Annotated in this window: 17 protein-coding genes; 7 read left to right on the top strand and 10 right to left on the bottom strand. The window is 71.9% G+C overall.

Annotated features, from left to right (window positions below):
• Nucleotides 1–91: 91 nt before the first annotated feature.
• Complete coding sequence (locus ACZ4QV_RS03180) at nt 92–1,447, top strand: MFS transporter (RefSeq protein WP_361145858.1); 1,356 nt, start codon at nt 92–94, stop codon at nt 1,445–1,447.
• Nucleotides 1,448–2,009: 562 nt separating this feature from the next.
• Complete coding sequence (gene cimA, locus ACZ4QV_RS03185) at nt 2,010–3,626, top strand: citramalate synthase (RefSeq protein ID WP_361145855.1); 1,617 nt, start codon at nt 2,010–2,012, stop codon at nt 3,624–3,626.
• Between the two features lie 108 nt (nt 3,627–3,734).
• Here cimA and ACZ4QV_RS03190 read toward each other — a convergent pair whose 3' ends face one another.
• Nucleotides 3,735–4,370 (bottom strand): YceI family protein, encoded by a 636-nt coding sequence (locus ACZ4QV_RS03190; protein ID WP_361145852.1) that lies wholly within the window; start codon nt 4,368–4,370, stop codon nt 3,735–3,737.
• Between the two features lie 238 nt (nt 4,371–4,608).
• Between ACZ4QV_RS03190 and ACZ4QV_RS03195 the strand changes: the two genes are divergently transcribed.
• From ACZ4QV_RS03195 to ACZ4QV_RS03210, 4 genes are all read left to right on the top strand, one after another.
• Nucleotides 4,609–7,050 (top strand): polysaccharide lyase 8 family protein, encoded by a 2,442-nt coding sequence (locus ACZ4QV_RS03195; RefSeq protein ID WP_467762518.1) that lies wholly within the window; start codon nt 4,609–4,611, stop codon nt 7,048–7,050.
• A gap of 261 nt (nt 7,051–7,311) precedes the next feature.
• Nucleotides 7,312–8,895, top strand: a complete 1,584-nt coding sequence (locus tag ACZ4QV_RS03200; protein WP_361145846.1) for an acyl-CoA carboxylase subunit beta — start codon at nt 7,312–7,314, stop codon at nt 8,893–8,895.
• Nucleotides 8,896–8,997: 102 nt separating this feature from the next.
• A complete protein-coding gene (locus tag ACZ4QV_RS03205) occupies nt 8,998–9,207 on the top strand; it encodes an acyl-CoA carboxylase epsilon subunit (protein ID WP_361145843.1) in 210 nt (69 codons plus the stop codon).
• Nucleotides 9,208–9,439: 232 nt separating this feature from the next.
• Nucleotides 9,440–10,105, top strand: coding sequence for a DUF4360 domain-containing protein (locus ACZ4QV_RS03210; protein ID WP_361145842.1), 666 nt, complete (start codon nt 9,440–9,442; stop codon nt 10,103–10,105).
• Here ACZ4QV_RS03210 and ACZ4QV_RS03215 read toward each other — a convergent pair.
• Nucleotides 10,098–11,414 (bottom strand): MFS transporter, encoded by a 1,317-nt coding sequence (locus ACZ4QV_RS03215; protein ID WP_361583917.1) that lies wholly within the window; start codon nt 11,412–11,414, stop codon nt 10,098–10,100. The genes ACZ4QV_RS03210 and ACZ4QV_RS03215 overlap by 8 nt on opposite strands.
• Before the next feature lie 289 nt (nt 11,415–11,703).
• Here ACZ4QV_RS03215 and ACZ4QV_RS03220 point away from each other — a divergent pair, with 289 nt between their 5' ends.
• Complete coding sequence (locus ACZ4QV_RS03220) at nt 11,704–13,488, top strand: dihydroxyacetone kinase family protein (RefSeq protein WP_467762519.1); 1,785 nt, start codon at nt 11,704–11,706, stop codon at nt 13,486–13,488.
• 79 nt (nt 13,489–13,567) lie between these two features.
• Here the strand turns inward: ACZ4QV_RS03220 and ACZ4QV_RS03225 are convergent, their stop codons facing one another.
• The 8 genes from ACZ4QV_RS03225 to ACZ4QV_RS03260 all read right to left on the bottom strand — a co-directional run bounded on the left by ACZ4QV_RS03225 (nt 13,568) and on the right by ACZ4QV_RS03260 (nt 24,275).
• Nucleotides 13,568–14,146: a GTP-binding protein gene (locus tag ACZ4QV_RS03225; protein WP_073447656.1), complete on the bottom strand. Its 579-nt coding sequence runs from the start codon at nt 14,144–14,146 to the stop codon at nt 13,568–13,570.
• Nucleotides 14,127–14,747 (bottom strand): DUF742 domain-containing protein, encoded by a 621-nt coding sequence (locus ACZ4QV_RS03230; RefSeq protein ID WP_361614654.1) that lies wholly within the window; start codon nt 14,745–14,747, stop codon nt 14,127–14,129. Before ACZ4QV_RS03230 ends, ACZ4QV_RS03225 begins: the two co-directional genes overlap by 20 nt.
• Before the next feature lie 84 nt (nt 14,748–14,831).
• A complete protein-coding gene (locus tag ACZ4QV_RS03235) occupies nt 14,832–15,245 on the bottom strand; it encodes a roadblock/LC7 domain-containing protein (protein ID WP_018087204.1) in 414 nt (137 codons plus the stop codon).
• 10 nt (nt 15,246–15,255) lie between these two features.
• Nucleotides 15,256–18,558 carry a sensor histidine kinase gene (locus tag ACZ4QV_RS03240; RefSeq protein ID WP_467762520.1) on the bottom strand — a complete coding sequence of 1,101 codons (3,303 nt, stop codon included), beginning with the start codon at nt 18,556–18,558 and terminating at the stop codon, nt 15,256–15,258.
• A 420-nt stretch (nt 18,559–18,978) separates the two neighbouring features.
• Nucleotides 18,979–19,578: a GTP-binding protein gene (locus ACZ4QV_RS03245; protein WP_358965342.1), complete on the bottom strand. Its 600-nt coding sequence runs from the start codon at nt 19,576–19,578 to the stop codon at nt 18,979–18,981.
• The gene (locus ACZ4QV_RS03250; RefSeq protein ID WP_030018343.1) at nt 19,559–19,969 is read right to left on the bottom strand and encodes a DUF742 domain-containing protein; all 411 of its coding nucleotides are present in this window, start codon (nt 19,967–19,969) and stop codon (nt 19,559–19,561) included. The genes ACZ4QV_RS03245 and ACZ4QV_RS03250 overlap by 20 nt, the downstream gene beginning before the upstream one ends.
• A gap of 97 nt (nt 19,970–20,066) precedes the next feature.
• Nucleotides 20,067–20,480 (bottom strand): roadblock/LC7 domain-containing protein, encoded by a 414-nt coding sequence (locus ACZ4QV_RS03255; RefSeq protein WP_030018344.1) that lies wholly within the window; start codon nt 20,478–20,480, stop codon nt 20,067–20,069.
• A 9-nt stretch (nt 20,481–20,489) separates the two neighbouring features.
• Entirely contained in the window at nt 20,490–24,275 is a 3,786-nt protein-coding gene (locus tag ACZ4QV_RS03260; protein ID WP_361583908.1) for a nitrate- and nitrite sensing domain-containing protein, read from the bottom strand.
• Nucleotides 24,276–24,503: the final 228 nt, after the last annotated feature.

Here is a 24,503-nt window from a genome sequence, read left to right on the forward strand (position 1 = left end):
GGCCGGCGTGCATACCCCGCAGGTAACGAAGCGTGATCGTTGCCCGCTGAACTCTTGCCGCGGCGGGCGGCGTCGGCGACCGTGATCCGACATGGGACGAGAGCAGTGGAAGAAGATCTGGGTCGGCTCGGCCGGCAACATGGTCGAGTGGTTCGACTGGTTCGTGTACGCCAGTTTCGCGGTGTACTTCGCCGACTCGTTCTTCCCGAAGGGGAACGACACCGCCAACCTCATGAACACCATGGGGATCTTCGCGGTCGGCTTCTTCATGCGGCCGGTGGGCGGCTGGGTGCTCGGCCGGGTCGGTGACCGCAAGGGCCGCAAGGCCGCGCTGACCCTCACCGTCACGCTGATGTCCGCCTCGGCCGTCCTCATCGCCGTCGCGCCGACCTACGCGGTGGCCGGGTACGGCGGCGTCGCCGTCCTGCTCGTCGCCCGCATGCTGCAAGGACTCTCGGTCGGCGGTGAGTACGCGGCCAGCGCCACCTACCTCACCGAGGCGTCCGCCCCCGGGCGGCGCGGCTTCGCCTCCAGCTTCCAGTACGTGTCCATGACCGCGGGCCAGCTCCTCGGACTCGGCCTGCAGATCGTCCTCCAGCGCACCATGTCCGAGGACGCCCTGCACAACTGGGCCTGGCGCATCCCGTTCATCATCGGCGCGCTCGGCGCGGCCGTCGTCTTCTACCTTCGGCGCAACATGCTGGAGACGGAGGTGTACGCGCAGGACGACAGCGCGCAGAACGACCCCGAGCGCGGCACGCTCAAGGCGCTGTGGGCGCACCGGCGCGAGGCGTTCCTCGTCATCGCCCTCACCATGGGCGGCACCGTCGCGTACTACACGTACACGACCTACCTCACCAAGTACCTCTCCGGCAGCGCCGGCCTGGACAAGCCGACCGCCTCGCTGGTCAGCTTCTGCGCCCTGTTCGTGTTCATGTGCATCCAGCCGCTGGCGGGCCGGCTCTCCGACCGCATCGGCCGCCGCCCGCTGCTGATCACCTTCGCGGTCGGCTCGACCTTCCTGACCGTGCCGATCATGACGCTCCTCCAGCACGCCGGCAGCTTCTGGCCCGCCCTCGGCCTCTCCCTGCTCGCCCTGCTCGTCGTCACCGGCTACACCTCGATCAACGCCTGCGTGAAGGCCGAACTCTTCCCCACGGGTATCCGCGCCCTCGGCGTCGCCCTCCCGTACGCCATCGCCAACGCCCTCTTCGGCGGCACCGCCGAATACGTGGCCCTGTGGTTCAAGAAGGGCGGCATCGAGTCGGGCTACTACTGGTACGTGGCCGGCTGCGCGGCGGTCTCCTTGATCGTCTACGTGACGATGCGCGAAACCAGGACGATCGACCTCCACCGCGTGAAGCAGCCGGAAGGAGACGACACGTCCCTCTCCGCGCAGCCGGCCACATCAAGCCCGCAGCCAAACCGAAGCCCGTCCGGCGCTTGAGGCCACAGGATCGGCCACCCTTGCCGCCCCGCAGCCACCTCAAGCCCGTCCGGCGTGTGAGGCCGCAGGATTGGCCACCCTGACTGCCCGCAGCCAAACTCAAGCCCGTCCGGCGTTTGAGGACACAGGAACCGCCGCCCTGACTGCCCGCAGCCGCCTCAAGCCTGTCCGGCGTGTGAGGCCGCAGGATCGGTCACCCCTGACTGCCCGCAGCCAAACTCAAGCCCGTCCGGCGTTTGAGGACACAGGAATCGCCACCCCCAGTGGCCCGCACTGTGAGACATCCGACCCCCCTCCGGGAACGTATGGCAAGATGCCCCCATGCTCCCGTTCGCCACGATTATTGGCAGCAGGCGCGCCGGTCCGCAGTGACCGCCCCGTACCCACCCGAGTACGGCGCGGTCACCGTCGCCCCAGACCCGCGCGCAGACCTCTCGCATCCGCGAGGGGTCTTTTCGTTTCCGGCCCACCTTCCGCCGGAGGCGGAGCGCGCGGGACCACGAGGGGGCGGTGGAACCGGTTATTCCGGTAAACCGAGACCCCGACAGGAGCCAGACCAGCCATGACGGACGCACCCGAACCCGACCCCGCGTTGTCCGACGCCTTCCACGTCTTCGACACGACGCTGCGCGACGGAGCCCAGCGCGAGGGCATCAACCTGACCGTCGCGGACAAGCTGACCATCGCCCGGCACCTGGACGACTTCGGCGTGGGCTTCATCGAGGGCGGCTGGCCCGGCGCCAACCCCCGGGACACCGAGTTCTTCGAGCGGGCCCGTACGGAGCTCGACTTCCGGCACGCCCGGCTGGTCGCCTTCGGCGCCACCCGTAAGGCGGGCGTACGGGTCGAGGACGACCCGCAGGTCGCGGCGCTGCTGGAGTCGCAGGCGCCGGTCGTCACCCTGGTCGCCAAGTCGCACGTACGGCACGTGGAGCTGGCGCTGCGCACCACCCCGGAGGAGAACCTCGCGATGGTGCGGGACACCGTCGCCCACCTGCGCGCGCGAGGCCGCCGGGTCTTCCTGGACTGCGAGCACTTCTTCGACGGGTACGCCCTCGACCCGGTCTACGCCAAGCAGGTCGTCCGGACCGCGAGCGAGGCCGGCGCCGACGTGGTGGTGCTCTGCGACACCAACGGCGGCATGCTCCCCGCGCAGGTCGCGGCCGTCGTACGGACCGTGCTGGCGGACACCGGGGCGCGCCTGGGCATCCACGCGCAGGACGACACCGGCTGCGCGGTGGCCAACACCCTCGCCGCCGTGGACGCGGGCGCCACCCACGTGCAGTGCACCGCGAACGGCTACGGCGAGCGGGTCGGCAACTCCAACCTCTTCCCGGTCGTGGCCGCCCTGGAGCTGAAGTACGGGCGTCAGGTGCTGCCCGAGGGCAAGCTGGCCGAGACCACCCGCATCTCGCACGCCATCGCCGAGGTCGTCAACCTCACGCCCTCCACCCACCAGCCGTACGTCGGTGTCTCCGCGTTCGCGCACAAGGCCGGGCTGCACGCCTCCGCCATCAAGGTCGATCCGGACCTGTACCAGCACATCGACCCGGCGCTGGTCGGCAACAGCATGCGGATGCTGGTCTCCGACATGGCGGGGCGCGCCTCCATCGAGCTCAAGGGCAAGGAGCTGGGCTTCGACCTGAGCGGCGACCGGGAACTGGTCGGCCGGGTCGTGGAGCGGGTCAAGGAGCGCGAGCTGGCGGGGTACACGTACGAGGCCGCCGACGCCTCCTTCGAACTGCTGCTGCGCGAGGAGGCGGAGGGCCGGCCGCTCCGGTACTTCCGGGTGGAGTCGTGGCGGGCGATCGTCGAGGACCGGCCGGACGGTACGCACGCCAACGAGGCGACGGTGAAGCTGTGGGCCAAGGGCGAGCGGCTGGTGGCCACCGCCGAGGGCAACGGTCCGGTGCACGCGCTGGACCGGGCGCTGCGGGTGGCGCTGGAGCGGATCTACCCGCAGTTGGCCGGGCTGGAGCTGGTGGACTACAAGGTCCGCATCCTGGAGGGCCGGGTGGGCACCGGTTCGATCACCCGGGTGCTGGTGTCGACCAGCGACGGGCAGGGGGAGTGGTCCACGGTCGGTGTCGCCGAGAACGTCATCGCCGCGTCGTGGCAGGCACTGGACGACGCGTACGCGTTCGGGCTGATGCGGGCCGGGGTCGAGCCGCAGGAGTAGCCCGCGGCACGCGGGAGTGACCGCGGCCCCGCACCGGTCCTTGGGGGAAGTCCGGTGCGGGGCCGCGGGGTTTCGGCGGACGCTGTGCCGCCCGGCGCAGGGCGGGGCTCAGGCGGCGGCGGCCTTCACCGCGGAGATGTCGAAGGTGAGCTTGACCTTGTCGCTGACCATCACGCCGCCGGTCTCCAGCGCCGCGTTCCAGGTCAGGCCCCAGTCGGAGCGCAGGATCTCGGCGCTGCCCTCGAAGCCGACACGCTCGGCGCCGTACACGTCGGTGGCCGTGCCCTGGAACTCCAGGTCGATGGTGAGCGGCCGGGTGACGTCCTTGATCGTCAGGTCGCCGGTGATCCGGTAGGTGTCGCCGCCGACCCGCTCGGCGGCGGTGGAGCGGAACGTCATCAGCGGGAAGGTGTCGGCGTCGAAGAAGTCGGCGCCGCGCAGGTGGGCGTCGCGGTCGGCGATGCCGGTGTCGACGGAGGCGATCGTGACGTCGACGGCGGCGGTGGAGCGGGCCGGGTCGGTGCCGTCCAGGTGGAGGGTGCCTTCGTGGGTGCCGAAGGCGCCGCGGACGTTGGTGACCATGGCGTGCCGGACGGTGAAGCCGATCCGGCTGTGCGCCGGGTCGATGGTGTAGTCGCCGGTCAGGGCGGCGAGGGCCGGGTCGGCGTCGAGGACGGCGGCGGGCCGGTGGGGGGTGCGGCCGGCGTCCGTGGCCGTGGCGCGCTTGCGGGTGAACAGAGCCATGGCTCCTCCTCGGAAAGGGTTTGTTTAACCTTCAACGAGATTGAGCGTAGCGCGATCTAGTTCAAGTTTCAACATTTGATCCACGGGGGAGTGATCCGGGGTGTTCCGCGGCGGACGGGTCGCGGACGGTGGGCGTGTCATGGGCATTGTCGGAGCGCCGGAGCCCGTGCTAGACCGTCGGACACCGTTCCACCAGACCGCTTCCGTACGTACGCGACGTTCACGGAGAGGACGGACCGTGCCGCCTTCCCCCGTCTGGTCCCGCCGGGGCTTCCTCGGCTTCTCCGGAGCGGGCGCGCTCGGCCTGGCGCTGACGCCCGCGCTCACCGGGCCGGCCGCCGCGCACGCCGCCGACGCCGATCCGTACGAGACCCTGCGCCGCCGCTGGCTCGGCATCCAGCTCGGCACCGGGTTCGACCCCGCCGCCGAACCGTACGCCGCCCGTCTGAAGGAGACCGGCGAACTGGCCCGCGGCTTCCGCGCGGCCATGCGCCCGGCCGCCGGCTCGCTCTGGCCCGACAGCCCCTTCGACCCGCCGGCCGGCATCACCCGCAGCTACAGCCGCCTCGCCACCATGGCCCGCGCCCACGCCCAGCCCGGCACCGGCCTGACCGGGGACGCCGCCCTCGCCGCCGACGTCGTCAAGGGCCTGGACCATGTGCACGACACGGTCTACCACTCGGGTACGGCGCGCTACGGCAACTGGTGGGAGTGGCAGATCGGCAGCCCCCGCCTCCTCCTGGACACCGTCGCGATGCTGTACGAGCAGCTCGGCGCGGACCGGCGGTCCCGGTACCTGGCCGCCGTCGACCACTTCGTCCCGGACGGCATGCTCGGTGACTACACCGGCACCAGCACCGGTGCCAACCGCGTCGACCTGTGCCGCGTCGTCGCGCTGCGCGGCATCCTCGGCCGGGCCCCGGCGAAGATCGCGCTGGCCCGCGACGCGCTGTCCCCGGTCTTCCCGTACGTCACCAAGGGTGACGGCCTCTACGCCGACGGCTCCTTCGTCCAGCACACCTGGGTCGCCTACTCCGGCACCTACGGCTTCGTCCTGCTCGACGGGCTCGGCCGCCTCTTCACCCTGCTCGGCGGGACCGACTGGGCCGTCACCGACCCGAAGCGCCAGATCATCTTCGACAGCGTGGAGCACGCCTACGCGCCGCTGCTCTACAACGGCCTGATGATGGACAGCGTCAACGGACGCGCCGTCAGCCGCGGCTATCTGCGCGCCGACGAGCGCCGGGTGATGCGCGGCGACCACTTCCACGGGCACGCCCTGGTCGCCGCCGTCGCCCTCCTGGCGGAGGCGGCCGCGCCCCGGGAGCGGGAGCGCTGGCAGGCGAGGGTCCGGGGCTGGATGCGGCGGGACACGAGTTACCCGGTGCTCGCCGACCGGCAGTACGAGATCGCCGACCTCGCCCGCCTCAAAGGGCTCGCGGACGACGGCTGCCCGGTCGCACCGGAACCGGTCGCCCACCGCCTCTTCCCGGCCATGGACCGGGCCGTGCACCGCCGCCCCGGCTGGGCCGCCGGCCTGGCCATGGCCTCGGACCGCATCACGTACTACGAGAACGGCAACGGCGAGAACCCGCGCGGCTGGCACACCGGCGCCGGAATGCTCTACTGGTGGGGCCGGGACTTCGCGAACGACCAGTACACGGACGCCTTCTGGCCCACCGTCGACCCGTACCGCCTGCCCGGCACGACCGTGTCCGCCAAGCGGCTGGCCGACAACGAGGGCGGCGGCTGGGGCCTGCCCAAGCCGGCCGCGCGGTGGGTGGGCGGCACCACCGACGGCGAGTTCGCCGCGGTCGGGCAGGACGTGCGCGGCCTGTCCTCCACCCTGCGCGCCAAGAAGTCCTGGTTCTTCGCCGCGGACTGCGTGGTCTGCCTGGGCGCGGGCATCACCTCCCGCGACGGGGTGCCCGCCGAGACGGTCGTGGACAACCGCAACCTGGGTGCGTCGGGCACGCAGGCGCTGACCGTCGACGGTGTACGGCAGCCCGCGGCGCCCGGCCGTCCGCTGGCCTTCCCGCGCGCCCGCTGGATCCATCTGGCCGGGCACGGCGGGTACGTCTTCCCCCGCGTCCCCGGCGGCGGGGAAACGGTCCCGCACGCGCTGCGCGACACCCGGACGGGCGCGTGGAGCGACATCAACACCGGCGGCTCGCCCGACCCGTTCACCCGCCGCTACCTGACCCTGTGGATCGACCACGGCACCGACCCGGCGGACGCCGCGTACGCGTACCTGCTGATGCCCGGAGCGGGCCCGCGCGCCCTCGCCGCCCGGGCCGCCGACCGCCGCTGGCTGACCGTCCTCGCCAACACCGGCGAACGGCAGGCGGTCGCCGTCCCCTCGCTCGGGCTGACCGCCGCCAACTTCTGGCAGGCCGGATCGGCCGGCGGCCTGGCCGTCTCGGCACCCGCGAGCGTGCTGCTGCGCGAACGGCCGGCGCGGACCGCGCACGGGCGGCACGGTGGCCGGACGGCGTCACTGTGCGTGGCCGAGCCGCCGCGCACCGGGAAGCCGTTCGAGGTGGTGTGGGACCGTCCGGTCCGCGCGGTGCTCGCCGCCGACCCCTCCGTCACGGTCCTGGCGACCGCTCCGGCGCTCCGGCTGCGCGTCACTCCAGGCACCGCCTGCACCACCCACACCTGCACGGTCGCCCCGCGCTGACCGGCCGTTCCCCCCTGATCAGGGCGCCGCCGACGGGCTGATCACGGTACCCCGGCGCCCGGTCAAGCAGTGGACTGCCACAATGCCGGACGGTCACGTTTTGTCGGGCCCATACATACCGCTGAGGCCCTGCGGCGTGCGCACGGGGGCGGACGCAGGCCGCGGGCAGGACGCTTCTGTCCTGCCTGCCCACCAAATCGCTTCCGACGTTGTACGAAACCGACATCGGTTCCGGAGGGTCCGGCCACGTACCGTCGATACATGACCACTGTCGAAGATGTGCCCGCCGAGGCGAACGACGCCCGCGGGCGGGTCGCCGAGCTGCACGCCATCCGCGAGCAGGCCCGGCGCGGCCCCAGCGAGCGGGCGACCGAGGCGCAGCACGCCAAGGGCAAGCTCACCGCGCGTGAGCGGATCGAGCTGCTGCTGGACGAGGGTTCCTTCCGGGAGGTGGAGCCGCTGCGGCGGCACCGGGCCACCGGGTTCGGCCTGGAGGCCAAGAAGCCCTACACCGACGGTGTGATCACCGGCTGGGGTACCGTGCACGGCCGGACCGTGTTCGTCTACGCCCACGACTTCCGGATCTTCGGCGGCGCGCTGGGCGAGGCGCACGCCACGAAGATCCACAAGATCATGGACATGGCCATCGCGGCCGGTGCCCCGCTGGTCTCCCTGAACGACGGCGCCGGCGCCCGTATCCAGGAAGGCGTCTCGGCGCTGGCCGGGTACGGCGGCATCTTCCAGCGCAACACCAAGGCGTCCGGCGTCATCCCGCAGATCAGCGTGATGCTCGGCCCGTGCGCGGGCGGCGCGGCCTACAGCCCCGCCCTGACCGACTTCGTGTTCATGGTCCGCGAGACCTCGCAGATGTTCATCACCGGGCCCGACGTGGTGCGCGCGGTCACCGGCGAGGAGATCACCCAGAACGGCCTGGGCGGCGCCGACGTGCACGCCGAGACCTCCGGCGTGTGCCACTTCGCCTACGACGACGAGCAGACCTGCCTCGAAGAGGTCCGCTACCTCCTGTCCCTGCTGCCGTCGAACAACCGGGAGAACCCGCCGTCGGTGGCGTGCGAGGACCCCGCCGACCGCTCCGGCGACGCCCTGCTGGACGTGGTGCCGGCCGACGGCAACCGGCCCTACGACATGCGCACGGTCATCGAGGAGCTGGTCGACGACGGCGAGTTCCTGGAGGTCCACGAGCGCTGGGCCACCAACATCATCGTGGCGCTGGCCCGGATGGACGGCGAGGTCGTCGGCCTGATCGCCAACCAGCCGCAGTCGCTGGCCGGCGTGCTGGACATCGAGGCGTCCGAGAAGGCCGCCCGCTTCGTGCAGATGTGCGACGCGTTCAACATCCCCATCGTCACGCTGCTGGACGTGCCCGGCTTCCTGCCCGGCGTCGACCAGGAGCACGGCGGCATCATCCGGCACGGCGCCAAGCTGCTGTACGCGTACTGCAACGCCACCGTGCCGCGGATCTCGGTGGTGCTGCGCAAGGCGTACGGCGGTGCGTACATCGTCATGGACTCGCAGTCCATCGGCGCGGACCTGACCTACGCCTGGCCCACCAACGAGATCGCGGTGATGGGCGCCGAGGGCGCCGCCAACGTCATCTTCCGCAAGCAGATCGCGGAGGCGGACGACCCCGAGGCGATGCGGGCGCGGATGGTCAAGGAGTACAAGTCCGAGCTGATGCACCCGTACTACGCGGCCGAGCGCGGTCTGGTCGACGACGTGATCGACCCCGCCGAGACCCGCGAGGTGCTCATCCGCTCCCTGGACATGCTCCGCAACAAGCACGCGGACCTGCCCGCGCGCAAGCACGGCAACCCGCCCCAGTAGGGCGCGCCGGCCCGCCTCCGAGAGGCGCGCAAGCCCGCCCGGCACGGCACGACAGCCACCGACCGGCCCCCGACCGGACCTTTCGCAGACCGGAGAAACGACGTGACCACTTCCGTTCAGACCAGCCCCATCCGTGTGGAGAAGGGTGAGGCCAGCGAGGAGGAGCTGGCGGCGCTGACCGCCGTCCTGCTCGCCCGCGCCGCGCACCGCCCGGAGGCCGCCGTGCCGGGCCGCCGCCGCGCCACCGCCGCGCGCTGGCGCCGGCTGGAGCGCCAGTACGGCTTCCGCGGCGCCGGTAGCTGGCAGCGCTGAGCAGCAAGTCGTCCGGGCCCGGTACTCGAAGCGAGTACCGGGCCCGACTGCTTTCTTCGCGGGGCGTACGCCGTTGCTCCGACGGCCGAAAGAAGGCGTAGGTTCACACCGACTCCGGGGCCGGGAGCTGTCCAATCCGTGATCCCCGTGCTGACATGCGCTCGTCATTGCGCTCCCGGCGTCCACCCCCGGGCCCCGGGAACCGACCGCAGGACGACCGGAAGGAAAGCCCATGCTCCGCACACTGGGTGTCGGTGCCGCCGCGGCATCGCTGCTGCTCCTCGCCGGGTCGGCGTCCCCCGCCTCCGCACAGGCCTCGCCGCGGTACGGCGAAGAGGCGCCGCCGACCGGCCAGATCACCATCACGGTCGCCACCGTCAACGGCTCGGGCTGCCGCCCGGGCAGCGCCGCGGTGGCCGTCGCGCCCGACAACACCGCGTTCACCGTGACGTACAGCGAATACCTCGCCCAGGCGGGCAAGGACAGCAGACCCACGGACTCCCGCAAGAACTGCCAGATCGCCCTGAACGTCCACGTCCCCCAGGGCTTCACCTACGCGATCGCCAAGGCCGACTACCGCGGTTACGCCCAGCTCGCGCCCGGTGCCGTCGGCCTGGAACAGGCGGGCTACTACTTCCAGGGCAGCTCCGAGACGGCTCGCAAGAGCCACCGCTTCACCGGCCCGTACGACGCCAACTGGCAGTCCTCGGACGAGACCGGGATCGACGCGCTGGTCTACGCCCCCTGCGGCGAGAAGCGTTACTTCAACATCAACACCGAGCTGCGGGTGGACGCCAAGGGCTCCGACCCCAAGCTGACCAGCTACATGGCGATGGACTCCACCGACGGCAGCATCAACACCAAGTACCACTTCGCGTGGAAGCAGTGCCCTAGGTAGCCGCATCGGCAGCGGCCCGTACGGCCACGGGGTCCGCGTGCACCGGTGTGCGCGGGCCCTCCGGGTCCTCCGGTCGCTCCGGCACCTTGAGGTACAGCGTCAGGGCGGCGGAGACGACGTACAGCGCCGCGAAGACGACCACGACCCCGGCCGGGCCGAGCGGGCCGAGGAAGACGCTGACGACGGCCGGCCCGACGAAGGCCGCGCCGCCCGCGCCCAGGTTGAGCAGGGCCATCGCACCGCCCTTGTTCTCCGGCGCGAGGGCCGGGACCAGGGCCGATACGGGCACGAATCCGGCCAGCGTGATGCCGTACAGCATGCCCATGACGATCGCCACCGGGTAGTTGCCGCCGACGGCCTTCGGCACGAAGTAGAGGGTCAGCGTGGTGACCGCGCAGCCGAGGCCGCCGAACGAGGCGATGGTCCGCCGCCAGCCGATCCGGTCGCCGATCGCGCCGAAGAGCAGGTTGCACAGCACGTTGGTGCCGTAGATGACGGCCAGCAGGGTCAGCCAGCGGCCCTGGCCGAACCCCAGCTCCGAGCCGAAGAAGGTCGGCAGGAAGACCAGGAAGCCGAACTCCGGCGCCGTGTTGATGATCCGTACGACACAGCCGACGGCGACCTTCGGGTGCGTCCAGGCGATGGAGAGGCTGGACAGCAGCGACTGCACCGGACGCACCTCCGGCGGCGCCAGCCGGGCGTACCCGGTGCGCTCCCGGACGCCCAGCAGACAGCAGGCGCCGCCCAGGACGATGATGCCGAGCGCCACCCACAGGGTGCCGAACTGGCCGAACCAGGGGTTGGTGACCCCCGCGACGAGCGAGCCGAGGGTGGGCAGCCCGCCGGTGAAGGCGACGTAGAACCAGCCGACCGCGGTGCCCATCCGGGCCGTCGGCGCGGTCGCGGTGATCCACACGAGGAAGCCGAAGGCGAAGAGCGGGTAGCCGAAGCCGCGCAGACCGTAGAAGACCAGCATCAGGGGATAGTTCTGCGGGCCCAGGGCGAAGGCCAGGAAGAGCACGTCGAAGACGACCCAGACGGCCAGCCCCGACTGCATCACCCGGCGCGGGCCCCACAGGTCGGACAGGGCGCCGGACAGCCAGGACGCGAGCATGACGGTCACGCCGTACGCGGTGATGACGTACGAGGCGTGCACCTCGGTGCCCGCGCCGTGGTCCGCCATGTACGGGGCGATGAAACCCGACTCGACGCCGTCGCCCACCATGAACAGCAGCACGCCGAGATAGCCGAGGACCAGCGGGCCCGGGATGCCGAGGCGGTCGGGGAGCGGGAGCTTCGGTGGGGCCATGACCTGCCTCCGTGCGGTGCGGTGCGATGCGGCGGTACGGATGGTGCGTGCGTTGTGTGCGGTGCCTGCGGTAGGGCCGGTGCGATCCGGCGATCCGGCGATCCGGCGGTGCGGTCGGCGCGGTGTGATGCGAGCAGCATGAATCCTGTGAACTTCACACGCAAGATGTGATGCGAGCTTTTCTCCGACGGCTTTCGCGCAACTTGGGCCGCCATTCACGGCAGAAGGGGTGACGAATATGTGATCTGAGTGTTAAATCCAACAGGGACGAAACAAAGGAGTGAGCCCGATGACCACCACCCCCGCAGTCGGCCCCGGCCACGACCCCGGCACCTTTCGCGAGGACTGGCTGGAGGGTCTGGCCGACGCCTACGCCCGCACGGTGCGCCGGGTCCCGGACACGTTCGGGGTCGTCGGGCGGCACGCGCCGCGCCCCGGCAAGGTCGCGGTCGTCATCGGGGGCGGCTCCGGCCACTACCCCGCCTTCGCCGGGCTCGTCGGCCCCGGCCTCGCCGACGCGGCGGCCGTCGGCGACGTCTTCGCCAGCCCCAGCGCCGAACAGGTCTACCGCACCGCGCGCGCCGCGGACGGCGGCGCCGGGGTGCTCTTCAGCTACGGCAACTACGCCGGGGACGTCATGCACTTCGGCCTCGCCGCGCGCCGCCTGGCCGCCGAAGGCGTCGACGTCCGTACGGTCCTGGTCACCGACGACGTCGCCAGCGGGCCGCCGCCCGTCGAGGGCCGGGAGGCCGACCCGTCCCGCGACCGGCGCGGGGTGGCCGGCGACTTCTTCGTCTTCAAGGTGGCCGGCGCGGCCGCCGAACGCGGCGACGACCTGGCGGCCGTCGCCCGCGCGGCCGAGCACGCCAACGCGATGACCCGCACCTTCGGCGCCGCGTTCGCCGGCTGTACGCTCCCGGGCGCCGGCGAACCGCTGTTCACCGTCGACGCGGGCACCACCGAACTCGGCATGGGCATACACGGCGAACCCGGCCTGCGCACCACCCGCCACCTCACCGCCGCCGAACTCGCCGACGCGCTCGTCGACAACCTCCTCCAGGAACTCCCCGAGCCGCCCGCCGGGAGCGACGGCCGGGCCGCCGTCCTCCTCAACGGCCTGGGCCGCACCAAGTACGAGGAGATGTTCGTCGTCTACCGGCAGGTCAACCGCCGCCTGCGCGCCGCCGGGCTGCGCCCGCACCGCCCGGAGGTCGGCGAGTTCGTCACGTCCTTCGACATGGCGGGCGTCTCCCTGTCCGTCATGCTCCTGGACGACGAACTGGCCGCGCTCTACGACGCGCCCTGCGACACCCCCGCCTTCCGCAGCCTCCCGGGGGAGCACCCGGAAGCCGCCGACCTCCGCCCGTCCGTACCCGCGCAGGCCGCCGCCGCCACACCGGCGGCCGCCACCGCCACCTCGGCCACCGACGCTTCCGCCACCGACCTCCCCGCCACCGCGACCCTCCAGGCCGTCCTCGACCTGATCGCCGCCCATGAGGACGAACTGGGCCGCCTGGACGCCGTGGCCGGGGACGGCGACCACGGCATCGGCATCGTCCGGGGCCTGCGCGCCGCCGTCGGCGCGGCCCGCGCGGCCGAACCGGGGCCGCCCGCCGATCCCCGCTCGGCGGGCGCCGCGCTGCTCGCCGCCGGTCTCGCCCTGGCCGACGCCTCGGGCGGCGCGTCCGGCGCCCTGTACGGCACGCTGCTCGCCGAGACCGGCGCCGTCCTCACTCGCGCCGACGGCTACTCCACCGCCCTGTTCGCGGACGCCGCGGACGCCGCGCAGCGGGCCGTCTCGGAACTGGGCGGCGCCCGGGTCGGGGACAAGACCCTGCTCGACGCGCTGGATCCGTTCCGGGCCGAACTCCACGCCCGCGCCGGCGAACCCCTGCCCGGCGCCTGGAAGGCGGCCGCCCAGTCCGCCACCTGCGCCGCGGCCGCCACCGCCGACCTCACCCCGTCCCGCGGCCGCGCCGCCCGTATGGGCCCGCTGGGCCACGGCCACCCGGACCCCGGAGCGACGTCGCTGGCGCTCCTGCTCACCGCCACCGCCGACCACCTCAACCGGTAGCCCCGCCCCCCCCGCAGCGCAAAGCCCCCGCACCGAGAGGTACGGGGGCTCGCCGCGTGGTCGCCGTCGGCCGGGCCGGTCAGCGCAGGCGGGCCATGAGAGCGTGCTCGACCAGGGTGATGAGGGCGCTCTTGGCCTCGCTGCGGTGGCGGGCGTCGGTGGTGATGATCGGTGCGTCGGGGCCGATCTGGAGGGCCTCGCGGACCTCGTCCGGCGTGTACGGCTGGTGTCCGTCGAAGCCGTTGAGGGCGATGACGAAGGGCAGGCCGCTGTTCTCGAAGTAGTCGACCGCGGGGAAGCAGTCGGCGAGCCGGCGGGTGTCGACCAGGACGACCGCGCCGATGGCGCCGCGGACCAGGTCGTCCCACATGAACCAGAAACGGTCCTGACCGGGCGTACCGAAGAGGTACAGGATCAGGTCCTGGTCCAGGGTGATGCGGCCGAAGTCCATCGCCACGGTCGTCGTGGTCTTGTCCGGCGCGTGCGTGAGGTCGTCGATGCCGGCCGACGCCGAGGTCATCACGGCTTCGGTGCGCAGCGGGTTGATCTCTGAGACGGCCCCGACGAACGTGGTCTTGCCCACGCCGAAGCCGCCCGCCACCACGATCTTCGCGGAGGTGGTGGAGCGGGCTGCACCGCTAGAGCTTGCGAAGTCCACTGAGCACCCTTTCGAGCAGTGTCACATCTGGCTGTCCGCCGGCGGACTCGTCCCCGCCGGGCTGATGGATGGCGACGAGTCCGGCCTCGGCCAGGTCGGCGACGAGGATTCGGGCGACGCCGAGGGGGATGGAGAGAAGGGCCGAGATCTCGGCCACTGACTTGATCTCGCGGCAGAGGTGGCAGATGCGCTGGTGCTCCGGCAGTTGGCCCTGCAGCCTGGCCGGGTCGGCGGTCGTGCTGACCAGTGCCTCGATGGCGAGCTGGTAGCGCGGCCGGGTCCGGCCTCCGGTCATCGCGTACGGGCGCACGAGCGGGTTGTGCGCGCCCCCGGCGGGAGCCGACGGACCGGGCGCGCGCCGCTGGGACTGCGCCGGCCGGCTGCGGGGCGCCCGCGGCTGGTCGTACGGCGACGGCTCGTACGGCTGCCGGGAGTCGTACGGCTGCTGCTGGTAGGACTGCCGTGGCTGCGGCGGCTGGGACGGCCGCTGCTGCCGGCGGCTGGGCGCGGAAGGAAAGTTGAAGCGGTTGTGATGGTGCTCGCCCTGGGACCCGGACTGCTGTCCGGGACCGTACGGGTATCCGCTCGGGGGCGTTGCCACGTCTCCTCCTTCAACTTGCCATTCTGACGCCGGTCGCGCCACCGCACCCTATGGCGCGGTGGCGGGAAACGCACTGCCTGTCTGCTAGTTGAGAAGGCTGCCCTGCAGTTCCGCGCGCAGGTCGGGCGTCAGCACGGTGCCCGCGCGGTCGACCAGCAGGGCCATCTCGTAACCGACGAGGCCGATGTCGCACTCGGGGTGCGCCAGTACGGCCAGCGACGATCCGTCGGAGACGGACATGATGAAGAGGAAGCCGCGCTCCATCTCCACCACGGTCTGATTGACACTCCCGCCTTCGAAGATGCGGGAGGCGCCGGAGGTCAGCGAGGTGAGGCCGGAGGCCACCGCCGCCAACTGATCGGCTCTGTCCCGAGGGAAGCCCTCGGACATGGCGAGGAGGAGACCGTCCGCGGAGACCACGACCGTGTGGGACACACCGGGGGTGTTGTCCACGAAGTTGGTGATCAACCAGTTCAGGTTCTGCGCCGCCTGGCTCATCGGGCTCACACTAACGCTCCTGATCGTAGGTGCTGCCGGGGCCGAAGCCCTGTTGGTCATTCTGGGGGACCTCCGATTGGTCCGTGCCCACGTTGCGTCCCTGCTGGACCCCGCGCCGCAGGTTGCTCAGCCGGCCGCGGACGTCCTCCGGAGCACGGGAGACCTGCGGGCCGCCCTGCGGGCTCTGCTCCGCGGTGCCCTCGACCAGGTTGGCCTTGGGCACCCGCCGGGGCAGACCGGAGGAGGTGACTCCGCCCGCCTTCGGCTCACGCAGCCGCTCCGCCCGCTGCCAGCGCTCGTCGTTGGCCGAGCGCCACTCGGAGTCGTCCGCACCGGGCTCCGGCGCGTTCCCCTGCGGGGCGGCCGCCGGTTCCTCCTGGGCACGGGGCCTGGAGGACGCCTCCTCGAACGGCTGCCACTGCTGCTGCGGAGCCTGCGGCTTGCCGGCGGCTCCGCGGCGCGGAAGGCCGGCGTCGGTCAGCGGCGGTGCGCCGTTCGGGGTGGGGTCCGGTCGGTCGAATGCTACGCGTTCCGGACCGTCCGCGGGAGCGGGCGGCTGATTCCGGTCGGATTCCGGTTCCCCGCCGAAGTAGCCGGTGTGCGCTCCGTTTTCGGGCCCGCCGTCCAGCGGCCGCGACTCGAACGGGGCGTACGACTGCTGGCCGACGGCCTCGTCGTAACCGACTTCGGCAAGTCCCTGGCCCTGCGGCGACGTGTCCCCGTAGGTGCCCTGCGCCGGTTCCGCATATGCCTGGCCGGAGTGGTCCCCGTAGCCCGCGCCGTGCTGCTGGGCCGGGTCCTGGAACTGGTCCGGGTTCTGGAACTGGTCCGGGCCCTGGAACGGCGCCCGGTCCTGGAACTGGGCCTGGTCCTGGAACGGCGCCTGGTCCTGGAACAGCGGCGCCGACGGGTCCTGGTACGGGCCCGGCGTCTGCGCGGGGTGGTGCGGGTCCTGCGCCGGGTGGTGCGGCTGCGCGCCCGCGCCGCCGCTCTGCGCCTCCAGTGCCGCCCGGCGCTCCTCGCGCATCAGTGAGCGGTTGACCGGGTCGAGCCGCGAGGCGGCGCCGTGCTGTCCGTGGCTCAGGCCCAGCTCGTCGAAGCCCAGCTCGGCGGCGGAACGGCCGTCGCTCTCGTACGCGCCCTGCTGGTGCTCGGGCACGATGCGGGAGACGGTGAAGTCGTCGTCGTAGCCGCCCTCCTCGCCGCCACCGCCGTGCGTGATGGGCTCGGGGAGCATGACGAGGGAGGTGGTGCCGGCCTGCTCGCCGGAGGGGCGCAACTGCACGCGGATGCCGTGCCGGTCGGCCAGCCGGCCGACCACGAACAGGCCCATGCGCTGGGAGACCGAGGCGTCCACGGTCGGCGGGTTGGCCAGCTTGTGGTTGATGTCCGCGAAGTCCTCGGGGGTCAGCCCGATGCCCTTGTCGTGGATCTCGATCATGACGCGGCCGTCCGGCAGCCGGGTGGCGGCGACCCGCACCTTGGTGTGCGGCGAGGAGAACGTGGTGGCGTTCTCCAGCAGCTCGGAGAGCAGGTGCACGAGGTCGGTCACGGCGGTGCCGTGGATGTCGCCGTCCGGCACGCCGGACAGTTCTATCCGCTCGTACGCCTCGACCTCGGACGTCGCCGCGCGCAGCACGTCGATCAGCGGCACCGGCTGGTTCCAGCGGTGGCCCGGCTCCTCGCCCGCGAGGATGAGGAGGTTCTCGCCGTTGCGCCTCATACGGGTGGCCAGGTGGTCCATCCGGAAGAGGCTCTCCAGTTGATCCGGGTCGGCCTCGTTGTTCTCCAGCTCGGTGATCAGGGTGAGCTGACGTTCGATCAGGCCCTGGTTGCGCTGCGAGAGGTTGGTGAAGATCGCGTTGACGTTGCCGCGCAGCAGCGCCTGTTCGGCGGCGAGCCGGACGGCCTCCCGGTGCACCTGGTCGAAGGCGCGGGCGACCTCGCCGATCTCGTCGGTGGTGTGGATCGGGATGGGCTGCACGCGGGTGTCGACGCGGCCCGGGTCCGTACGGGAGAGCTGGTCGACCAGGGTCGGCAGCCGCTGCTCGGCGATGCCGAAGGCGGCGGTGCGCAACTGGCGCATGTTGCGGCTCATCCGGCGGGCCATCATGCCGGCCACCAGGAAGGCGACGACCAGCGCGGCGATCACGATCGCGGAGTCGGTGAAGGTGGACTGGCGGGCGTCCGAGGAGATCTCGGCGGCCTCGGCCACGGCCTTGTCCGCGAGGTCCTTCTCGATGGCGCGGTACATGTCGAAGGTGCCGGTGGCCGCGGCGAACCAGGTCTCCGGGGTGATGCCCTGCGCGGCGAGCTGCTGCGGCGAGGCGCCGGAGGCGATGGCGGTGGCCATCGCCTCGAACGACGGCGGCGCCTTGAACTGCTGGCCGGCGGCCTCCGCGCGCTGCTTGGCCTTGGCGGCGGCCTCCTCGGCCCGCTTCTTGAGCTGGGCGGCGTCGTCCTTGAGCCGCTGCACGTCCTCGGGGGTACCGCCGGAGGTGTACTCGCCGATGGCGATGTTCTCCAGGTACTTGTACGAGGCGAACGCGGTGAGCTGCTTCTTGTGCTCCTTGCCGCCCTGCGGGGACGCGGGGTCGACCAGCAGGTGCGTACCGATGGCACGGGTGAGCGACTCGGCGGCCTTGGCGAGCGAGACGGCGTAGACCGTACGGCCGTAGGAGGTGATGTTGCCGGTGCCCAGACCCAGTTCGTTGGCGAACTCCATCAGCGGATGCTGGATGGCGACGTAGCCCTCTTCGGTGCGTACCCCGGGGAGCTGCGGCGTGTACGCGGACTCGCGCAGCTTCGTCAGGTTGGGCTCGACCTTCTGGAAGGCGGCGAGGCGGCGCTTGAGGCCCTCCTTGGCGGGCATCTCCGCGACCGCGGCGTGGAACGCGTCGGCGGCGGTGTCGGTGGCCCCGCGGGCCTCGCTCACCGCGGGGTCGTCCCGCTTGCCGGCCAGCAGCGGCTCGGCGGTACGGTCGCGCTCGTCGATGATGGCGTGGCTGTAGGCCGCCGCGGCGCGTACCAGCTTGGCGGTGGCCTCGGCGTCCTGGGCCTCCTGCCAGGTCTCGACGGAGGCGTTCACCCGCAGGCCGCCGAAGACCAGGGCGACGAGTACGGGAATGAGCAGGATCGCGTTGAGGCGGGTGGCCACCCGCCAGTTGCGCGGGGAGAACCGCCCGCCGCTCACGGGTGCGGTGGCGACCGGGCTCTCGGACGTGCCGACGGCCGATGCCGCGCTGTGCGACGGTGGCGTGAAGTTGCCCCGCCGCGGTTCCTGCGGCTCGGGGCCCGACTTGCTTCGCCTCACTCGACCAACAACCTCTCGGCGCCGGCACTGCACCCTTTTGCGCTGTGCCGTTTTCTTCAGGGCGTCACTACTCCGGAGTTCAGCGAATTTCAGCACGTCAGGACCGTGCGTTCCAAACACTGGGCAAAGGGGTGGCAGCGCGCTGAGCACGTCAGATAAAAGGGGCGTTAAGGGCGAGGGGCGCTAAAAGGCGGGAGAAATGTGAGCGCAGCGGAGCCGCGCGTGCGCGCCGGGTGTCGGCGGCGGATGAATTCTCTGTCGAAACGTTATGAACGCGGTCGGCGGCGTGGCCAAGGACACAGATCCACCGGCGCCGCACGGGAACCACCGTGCGGCCCGCACCTTTCCGGCGCCGCGCGGCACCGGAAAGGCTCTCATTGCCCGAGGCAACTTACTTTCGGGCGGGGCGACTTGCCGGCGTCACTTCAGGCGGGCCATGAGAGCGTGCTCGACCAGGGTGATGAGGGCGCTCTTGGCCTCGCTGCGGTGGCGGGCGTCGGTGGTGATGATCGGTGCGTCGGGGCCGATCTGGAGGGCCTCGCGGACCTCGTCCGGCGTGTACGGCTGGTGTCCGTCGAAGCCGTTGAGGGCGATGACGAAGGGCAGGCCGCTGTTCTCGAAGTAGTCGACCGCCGCGAAGCAGTCGGCGAGCCGGCGGGTGTCGACCAGAACGACCGCGCCGATGGCGCCGCGGACCAGGTCGTCCCACATGAACCAGAAACGGTCCTGACCCGGCGTACCGAACAGGTACAGGATCAGGTCCTGGTCCAGGGTGATACGGCCGAAGTCCATCGCCACCGTGGTGGTGGTCTTGTCCTGGACGTGGCTCAGGTCGTCGATCCCCGCCGAGGCGGAGGTCATCACGGCCTCCGTACGCAGCGGGTTGATCTCCGAGACGGCCCCGACGAACGTGGTCTTGCCCACGCCGAAGCCGCCCGCCACCACGATCTTCGCCGAGGTGGTGGATCTGCCGCCCTGACCGGCGGCCGCCGCGGCGCCGTCAGAGCTTGCGAAGTCCACTGAGCACCCTTTCCAGCAGCGTCACGTCGGGCGTACCGCCGGCCTCGCCACTGCCGCCCGGCTGGTGGATCGCCACCATGCCGGCCTCCGCCAGGTCCGCGACCAGAATCCGGGCCACCCCCAGCGGAATGTGCAGCAGCGCCGAGATCTCGGCGACCGACTTCACCTCGCGGGTCAGATGACAGATGCGCTGGTGCTCCGGCAGCAGGCCGGGCAGCTGGGACGGGTCGGCGGTCGTGCTGACCAGTGCCTCGATGGCGAGCTGGTAGCGCGGCCGGGTCCGTCCCCCGGTCATGGCGTACGGGCGGACCAGCGGCTGGTCACCTTCGCCCCCGTACGGCGCTTGGCTGTAGGCGCCGTACGGGCCGGGCGAGGCAGGTGGCGGGGTCATGGGGTCCTCCGGACGGGACAACTGACTGTCGTCGGGTTGGGCCGGTGGGGGGTGCGGCACGGTGGTCGGTGGGTCGGGTCGTGACGTTCGGCGGGACTCAGTGCAGCAGGCTGCCCTGGAGTTCGGCGCGCAGGTCGGGCGTCAGCACGGTGCCCGCGCGGTCGACCAGCAGGGCCATCTCGTAACCGACGAGGCCGATGTCGCACTCGGGGTGCGCCAGTACGGCCAGCGACGATCCGTCGGAGACGGACATGATGAAGAGGAAGCCGCGCTCCATCTCCACCACGGTCTGATTGACCACGCCGCCCTCGAAGATGCGGGACGCACCGGAGGTCAGCGAGGTCAGCCCCGAGGCCACCGCCGCCAACTGGTCGGCGCGGTCGCGGGGAAAGCCGTCGGACATGGCGAGGAGCAGTCCGTCCGCGGAAACCACCACCGTGTGGGACACACCGGGGGTGTTGTCCACGAAGTTGGTGATCAACCAGTTCAGATTCTGCGCCGCCTGGCTCATCGGACTCAACTAACGCTCCTGCTGGTGAGTGGGGTCGACAATGCCGTGGTTGCCGGTGGAGGCGTTCTCCTCGGCCCGGTAACGGCCTTGCTGGATACCCCGACGAAGATTGGTCAGACGGCCGCGCACGTCGTCGGGCGCACGCGAGACCTGCGGACCGGTCTGGTGGGACTGCTGCTGCGCGGTGCCGGCGACCAGGTTGGCGCGCGGCACCCGGCGGGGCAGCCCGGAGGTGGTGACGCCGCCCGCGGCGGGCTGGCGGATCTGCTCCGCCTGCCGCCAGCGCTCGTCGTTGGGCGAGGCACGCCACTGGCCCTGCTCACCCTGGGTACGGCTGTCGGCGGCGGCACCGTCGAAGAGCGAGCCGGACGTACCGGCGGACGCGCCGCCGGCGGCGGCACCGGGCTCGCGGCGCGGCAGCGGCGGCGCCTCGGAGTGCTCCGCCGACGGGACCGAGGGTTCGTCGGCGGCCTGCTGCGGCACCGAGGCCGCACCGGACGCCGGGTGGTTGAACCAGTTCGACTCGATGGTGTCGAAGATCGGCGTACGGCCGTCCCCGGGACCGGCGGGCGAACCGCCGCCGAGCAGGTCACCGGAGCCGCCGTCCTGGCGCTGCCGCTCCTGCGGCGGCACCGCGAACTCGCCGGTGCCCTGCTGCGACCCGTTCTGCAGGTCGGCGGGGAGGGCGAACTCGCCGGTGGTGTTGGCGTCCTGCTGCTGCGCGCCGCCGCCGAAGGCACTGCCGCCCGCGAAGGCGTTGCCCGCGCCCGCGTCATAACCGTTGTTCCCGTACGCGGTCTCGCCGAAGCCGCGCCCGTCGTCCGGGCGGGCGAACTGCCCGGTGTCGCCGGGGCCCTGCGGCGACTCGCCGCGCAGGTCGGCAGGCAGTTCGTACTGACCGGTCGCCTGGTCGTCACGCTGCGGCGCGCCGGAACCGAAGGCGTCGGTACGGGCGAATTCCCCCGTGTCGCCGGGGCCGCGTCCGGTCAGGTCGCCGTCCGCGCCGGGCGGCGGGGCGTCGAAGTCGGGACGGGCGAACTCCGCCGTGTCGCCGGGACCGCCGGCCGCCGGGCGGGGGAAGCCGCCGGTGGTCTCCGGCTCCTCGTGGCCGCGCGGCCGGTCCTGCTCCTGGCGGGGCGTCATCGGCCAGTCGTCCGAGGCGCCGCGCTCACGGCGGGCACCCCAGCTCGTGGTGTTCGGCTGCGACGGACCGCCGGTGGCGTCCGCGCCGCCGGTCAGCTCGCCGGCCGGGCCGCGCTGCGGAAGCTCCGGGCGCTCGTCACGGTGGGGCGCACCCGTCGGGGGAGCGACCGTCGGCATCTGCGAGGTGTCACCGGCACCCGCGCCCGTGTTCGCACCGGCCGGCGCGCCACGGGTCGGCAGCGCCGGACGCCCGTCGCTCAGCTGACCGGTGTTCGGGGTGCTCTTCGAGGGTCCGGCGGGCGCGTTGCCCGTACGGCCGGTCGGCGCGCCGAACGCACTGGCACCCGGCCCGCCCTGGCCACCCGGACCGCCGCGGCCCGGCAGCGCCGGACGCGCGCCGCCCGCGCCGACCTGGCCGCGCGGCTGGAGACCGGCGAGGCGGTTGGCGGAGGCGTTCGGGGTGTGGGGCGCGGGGGCGCCCTCGACGGAACCGGCACCCGGCCCGCCCTTGCCGCCCGGCTGGGGCTTCTTGCCGCCCTGGGCGACATCGACCGGCAGCATGACCAGCGCCGTCGTACCGCCCGAGTCGGACGGCCGGAGCTGGATGCGGATGCCGTGCCGCAGCGACAGGCGGCCGACCACGAACAGACCCATGCGGCGGGAGACCGAGACGTCCACCGTCGGCGGGCTGGCCAGCCGCTCGTTGATCGCGGACAGGTCCTCGGGGGACAGGCCGATACCGGTGTCGTGGATCTCGACCAGCACCCGGCCGTCGGGCAGCGCGTGACCGGTGACCTTGACCTTGGTCTGCGGGGAGGAGAACGAGGTGGCGTTCTCCAGCAGCTCGGCGAGCAGGTGCACGAGGTCGTTGACGACCCGGCCCGCGACCTCGGTCTGCGGTACGGCGCTCAGCTCGATGCGCTCGTACTGCTCCACCTCGGACGCGGCGGCGCGCAGCACGTCGACCAGCGGGACCGGGCGCGTCCAGCGGCGGCCCGGCTCCTCGCCCGCGAGGACGAGGAGGTTCTCACCGTTACGGCGCATACGGGTCGCGAGGTGGTCCAGCTTGAACAGTGAGGAGAGCTGGTCCGGGTCGGCCTCGCGGGACTCCAGTTCGGAGATGAGCGAGAGCTGGCGCTGGATGAGGCCCTGGCTGCGGCGCGAGAGGTTGGTGAACATCGCGTTGACGTTGCCCCGCAGCAGCGCCTGCTCGGACGCCAGACGGACGGCTTCGCGGTGCACGTCGTCGAAGGCCGCGGCCACCTTGCCGATCTCGTCCCGGCTGTGCACGCCGACGGACTCCACGGAGGTGTCCACGTCCTGCGGGTCCGCCTCGGAAAGCTGCTTGACCAGCTCGGGCAGGCGCTCCTGGGAGACCTTCTGCGCGGTGTCCTGCAGACGGCGCAGCGAACGCACCATGGACCGGGACACGACGAACGCGCCGACCAGCGAGATGCCGAGGACCAGCAGGATCAGCGCACCGCTGAGGATCGCCTCCTGCGTCGCCTCGTTGCGCAGCTCGCGGGACTTCTGCTCCATCTGGGAGAGCAGCGAGCTCTCGATACGGCCCATCTCGTCGATCTTGACGGTGTCCGTGTCGTACCAGTCGAGGTACTTGTAGTCCTCGCTGTGGATGCCGCCGTCGCTGGCGAAGGCCCGGTGGGCGAAGGCGACGGCCGCCTTGATGTCGTCGTTGTTGCCGTCCAGACCCTTGGTCAGGTCGGTGGCGCCGGTGTAGATCTGCGAGAAGCGGTCACGGGCCGCCTTCTCGTTGTCCTCGGCGGTACGGCCGGCCAGCCGGTCGTTGGAGGAGAGCTGCGGGCTGCCCTTGTGCGCGAGGCCGGCGCTGACCAGCGCGCGCTGCATCGACGCGTATTCCTTGGCGGAGGAGAATGCCGCCAGCGCACGGGTGCTGCGGATCATCTCCGGGTTGCTGGTCGCCTGGGCCATGTCCTGGGACAGCGCGAGCAGCGAGGTGATGAGCTGGTTGTAGCTGCTGACGGTACGGGCGGCGTTGTCGCCGTCCTTGTACGCGTTGTTGCGGATCTCGTTGAGGGTGTTGAGCTGACGCCCGATGTCCAGCAGGGTCGCCTGCACGCCGGCCATCGTCGGGTCGTCGCGCTGGACGTCACCGGTGGCCTTGTTGAACGCCTGCTTGGCCCGGTCGGTCGCCTCACGCGGGGCGACGACGCTGGCGTCGTCCTTGACGTTGCCGGTGCCGGCGATCGGACCCGCCGACTTGTCCCGCTCCGTCTGGAGGGCGTCGGCCAGCTCGGTGGCCTGCCGCGTCATCTCGGTGAGGAGCTGCATCTTGTCGAGCTGGTCCATGTTCTCCAGCGACGTGTTGATGCGCATGCCGCCCAGCGTGGTCGCGGCGATGACGGGGAGCGCGAGCAGGGAGACCAGGCGGGTGCTGATGCGCCAGTTGCGCATGGCTATTCGCGCGCCGGGGCCGCTCGGCTCCTTGGCGCCCTTCGACGGCTTGGGCGAGGCGCCGTCGGCGGAGTCACCCCCGGCCGCCGGGCCGGGGCCCTGGCCATGCTGGGGCGAGGCGGCGCGGTCGCTTCCGCCGCGCAGCTCCGGGTCCGCCGCAGCTTCCCCTTGGCCCTGGCGGGCCTGGGGAGACCCGTCCCTCTTGAAACGTCCCTGCACTAGCGTCGCAACCTCTGGACCAGGCGTCCCTCCGCGTGAACGGCGGGACGGTTGTCGAGTCGTAGGGGACCGGGGCCCCCGTGTGGCGGTCGTGAGTGACCGGCGAGCTGCCCTCTCTGGCCGAGAGAGCGGCACCACCGCGCGGCGCTTCGCTGCGCCCTCTGCGCGCCGTCCGGCTGAAACCTGCGGCGGTCCGTGGAATTCCAGCACAGTGCCGGATCTCCAACA

This window comes from Streptomyces sp. NPDC026394 (genome assembly GCF_055567735.1).

What these genes read in the sequence shown, in the direction of transcription:
- ACZ4QV_RS03210 (WP_361145842.1), top strand. Translation starts at nt 9,440, where the DNA reads ATGCTCCGCACACTGGGTGTCGGTGCCGCCGCGGCATCGCTGCTGCTC.
- ACZ4QV_RS03220 (WP_467762519.1), top strand. Translation starts at nt 11,704, where the DNA reads ATGACCACCACCCCCGCAGTCGGCCCCGGCCACGACCCCGGCACCTTT.
- ACZ4QV_RS03180 (WP_361145858.1), top strand. Translation starts at nt 92, where the DNA reads ATGGGACGAGAGCAGTGGAAGAAGATCTGGGTCGGCTCGGCCGGCAAC.
- ACZ4QV_RS03235 (WP_018087204.1), bottom strand. Translation starts at nt 15,245, where the DNA reads ATGAGCCAGGCGGCGCAGAACCTGAACTGGTTGATCACCAACTTCGTG.
- ACZ4QV_RS03190 (WP_361145852.1), bottom strand. Translation starts at nt 4,370, where the DNA reads ATGGCTCTGTTCACCCGCAAGCGCGCCACGGCCACGGACGCCGGCCGC.
- ACZ4QV_RS03250 (WP_030018343.1), bottom strand. Translation starts at nt 19,969, where the DNA reads ATGACCCCGCCACCTGCCTCGCCCGGCCCGTACGGCGCCTACAGCCAA.
- ACZ4QV_RS03200 (WP_361145846.1), top strand. Translation starts at nt 7,312, where the DNA reads ATGACCACTGTCGAAGATGTGCCCGCCGAGGCGAACGACGCCCGCGGG.
- cimA (WP_361145855.1), top strand. Translation starts at nt 2,010, where the DNA reads ATGACGGACGCACCCGAACCCGACCCCGCGTTGTCCGACGCCTTCCAC.
- ACZ4QV_RS03215 (WP_361583917.1), bottom strand. Translation starts at nt 11,414, where the DNA reads ATGGCCCCACCGAAGCTCCCGCTCCCCGACCGCCTCGGCATCCCGGGC.
- ACZ4QV_RS03255 (WP_030018344.1), bottom strand. Translation starts at nt 20,480, where the DNA reads ATGAGCCAGGCGGCGCAGAATCTGAACTGGTTGATCACCAACTTCGTG.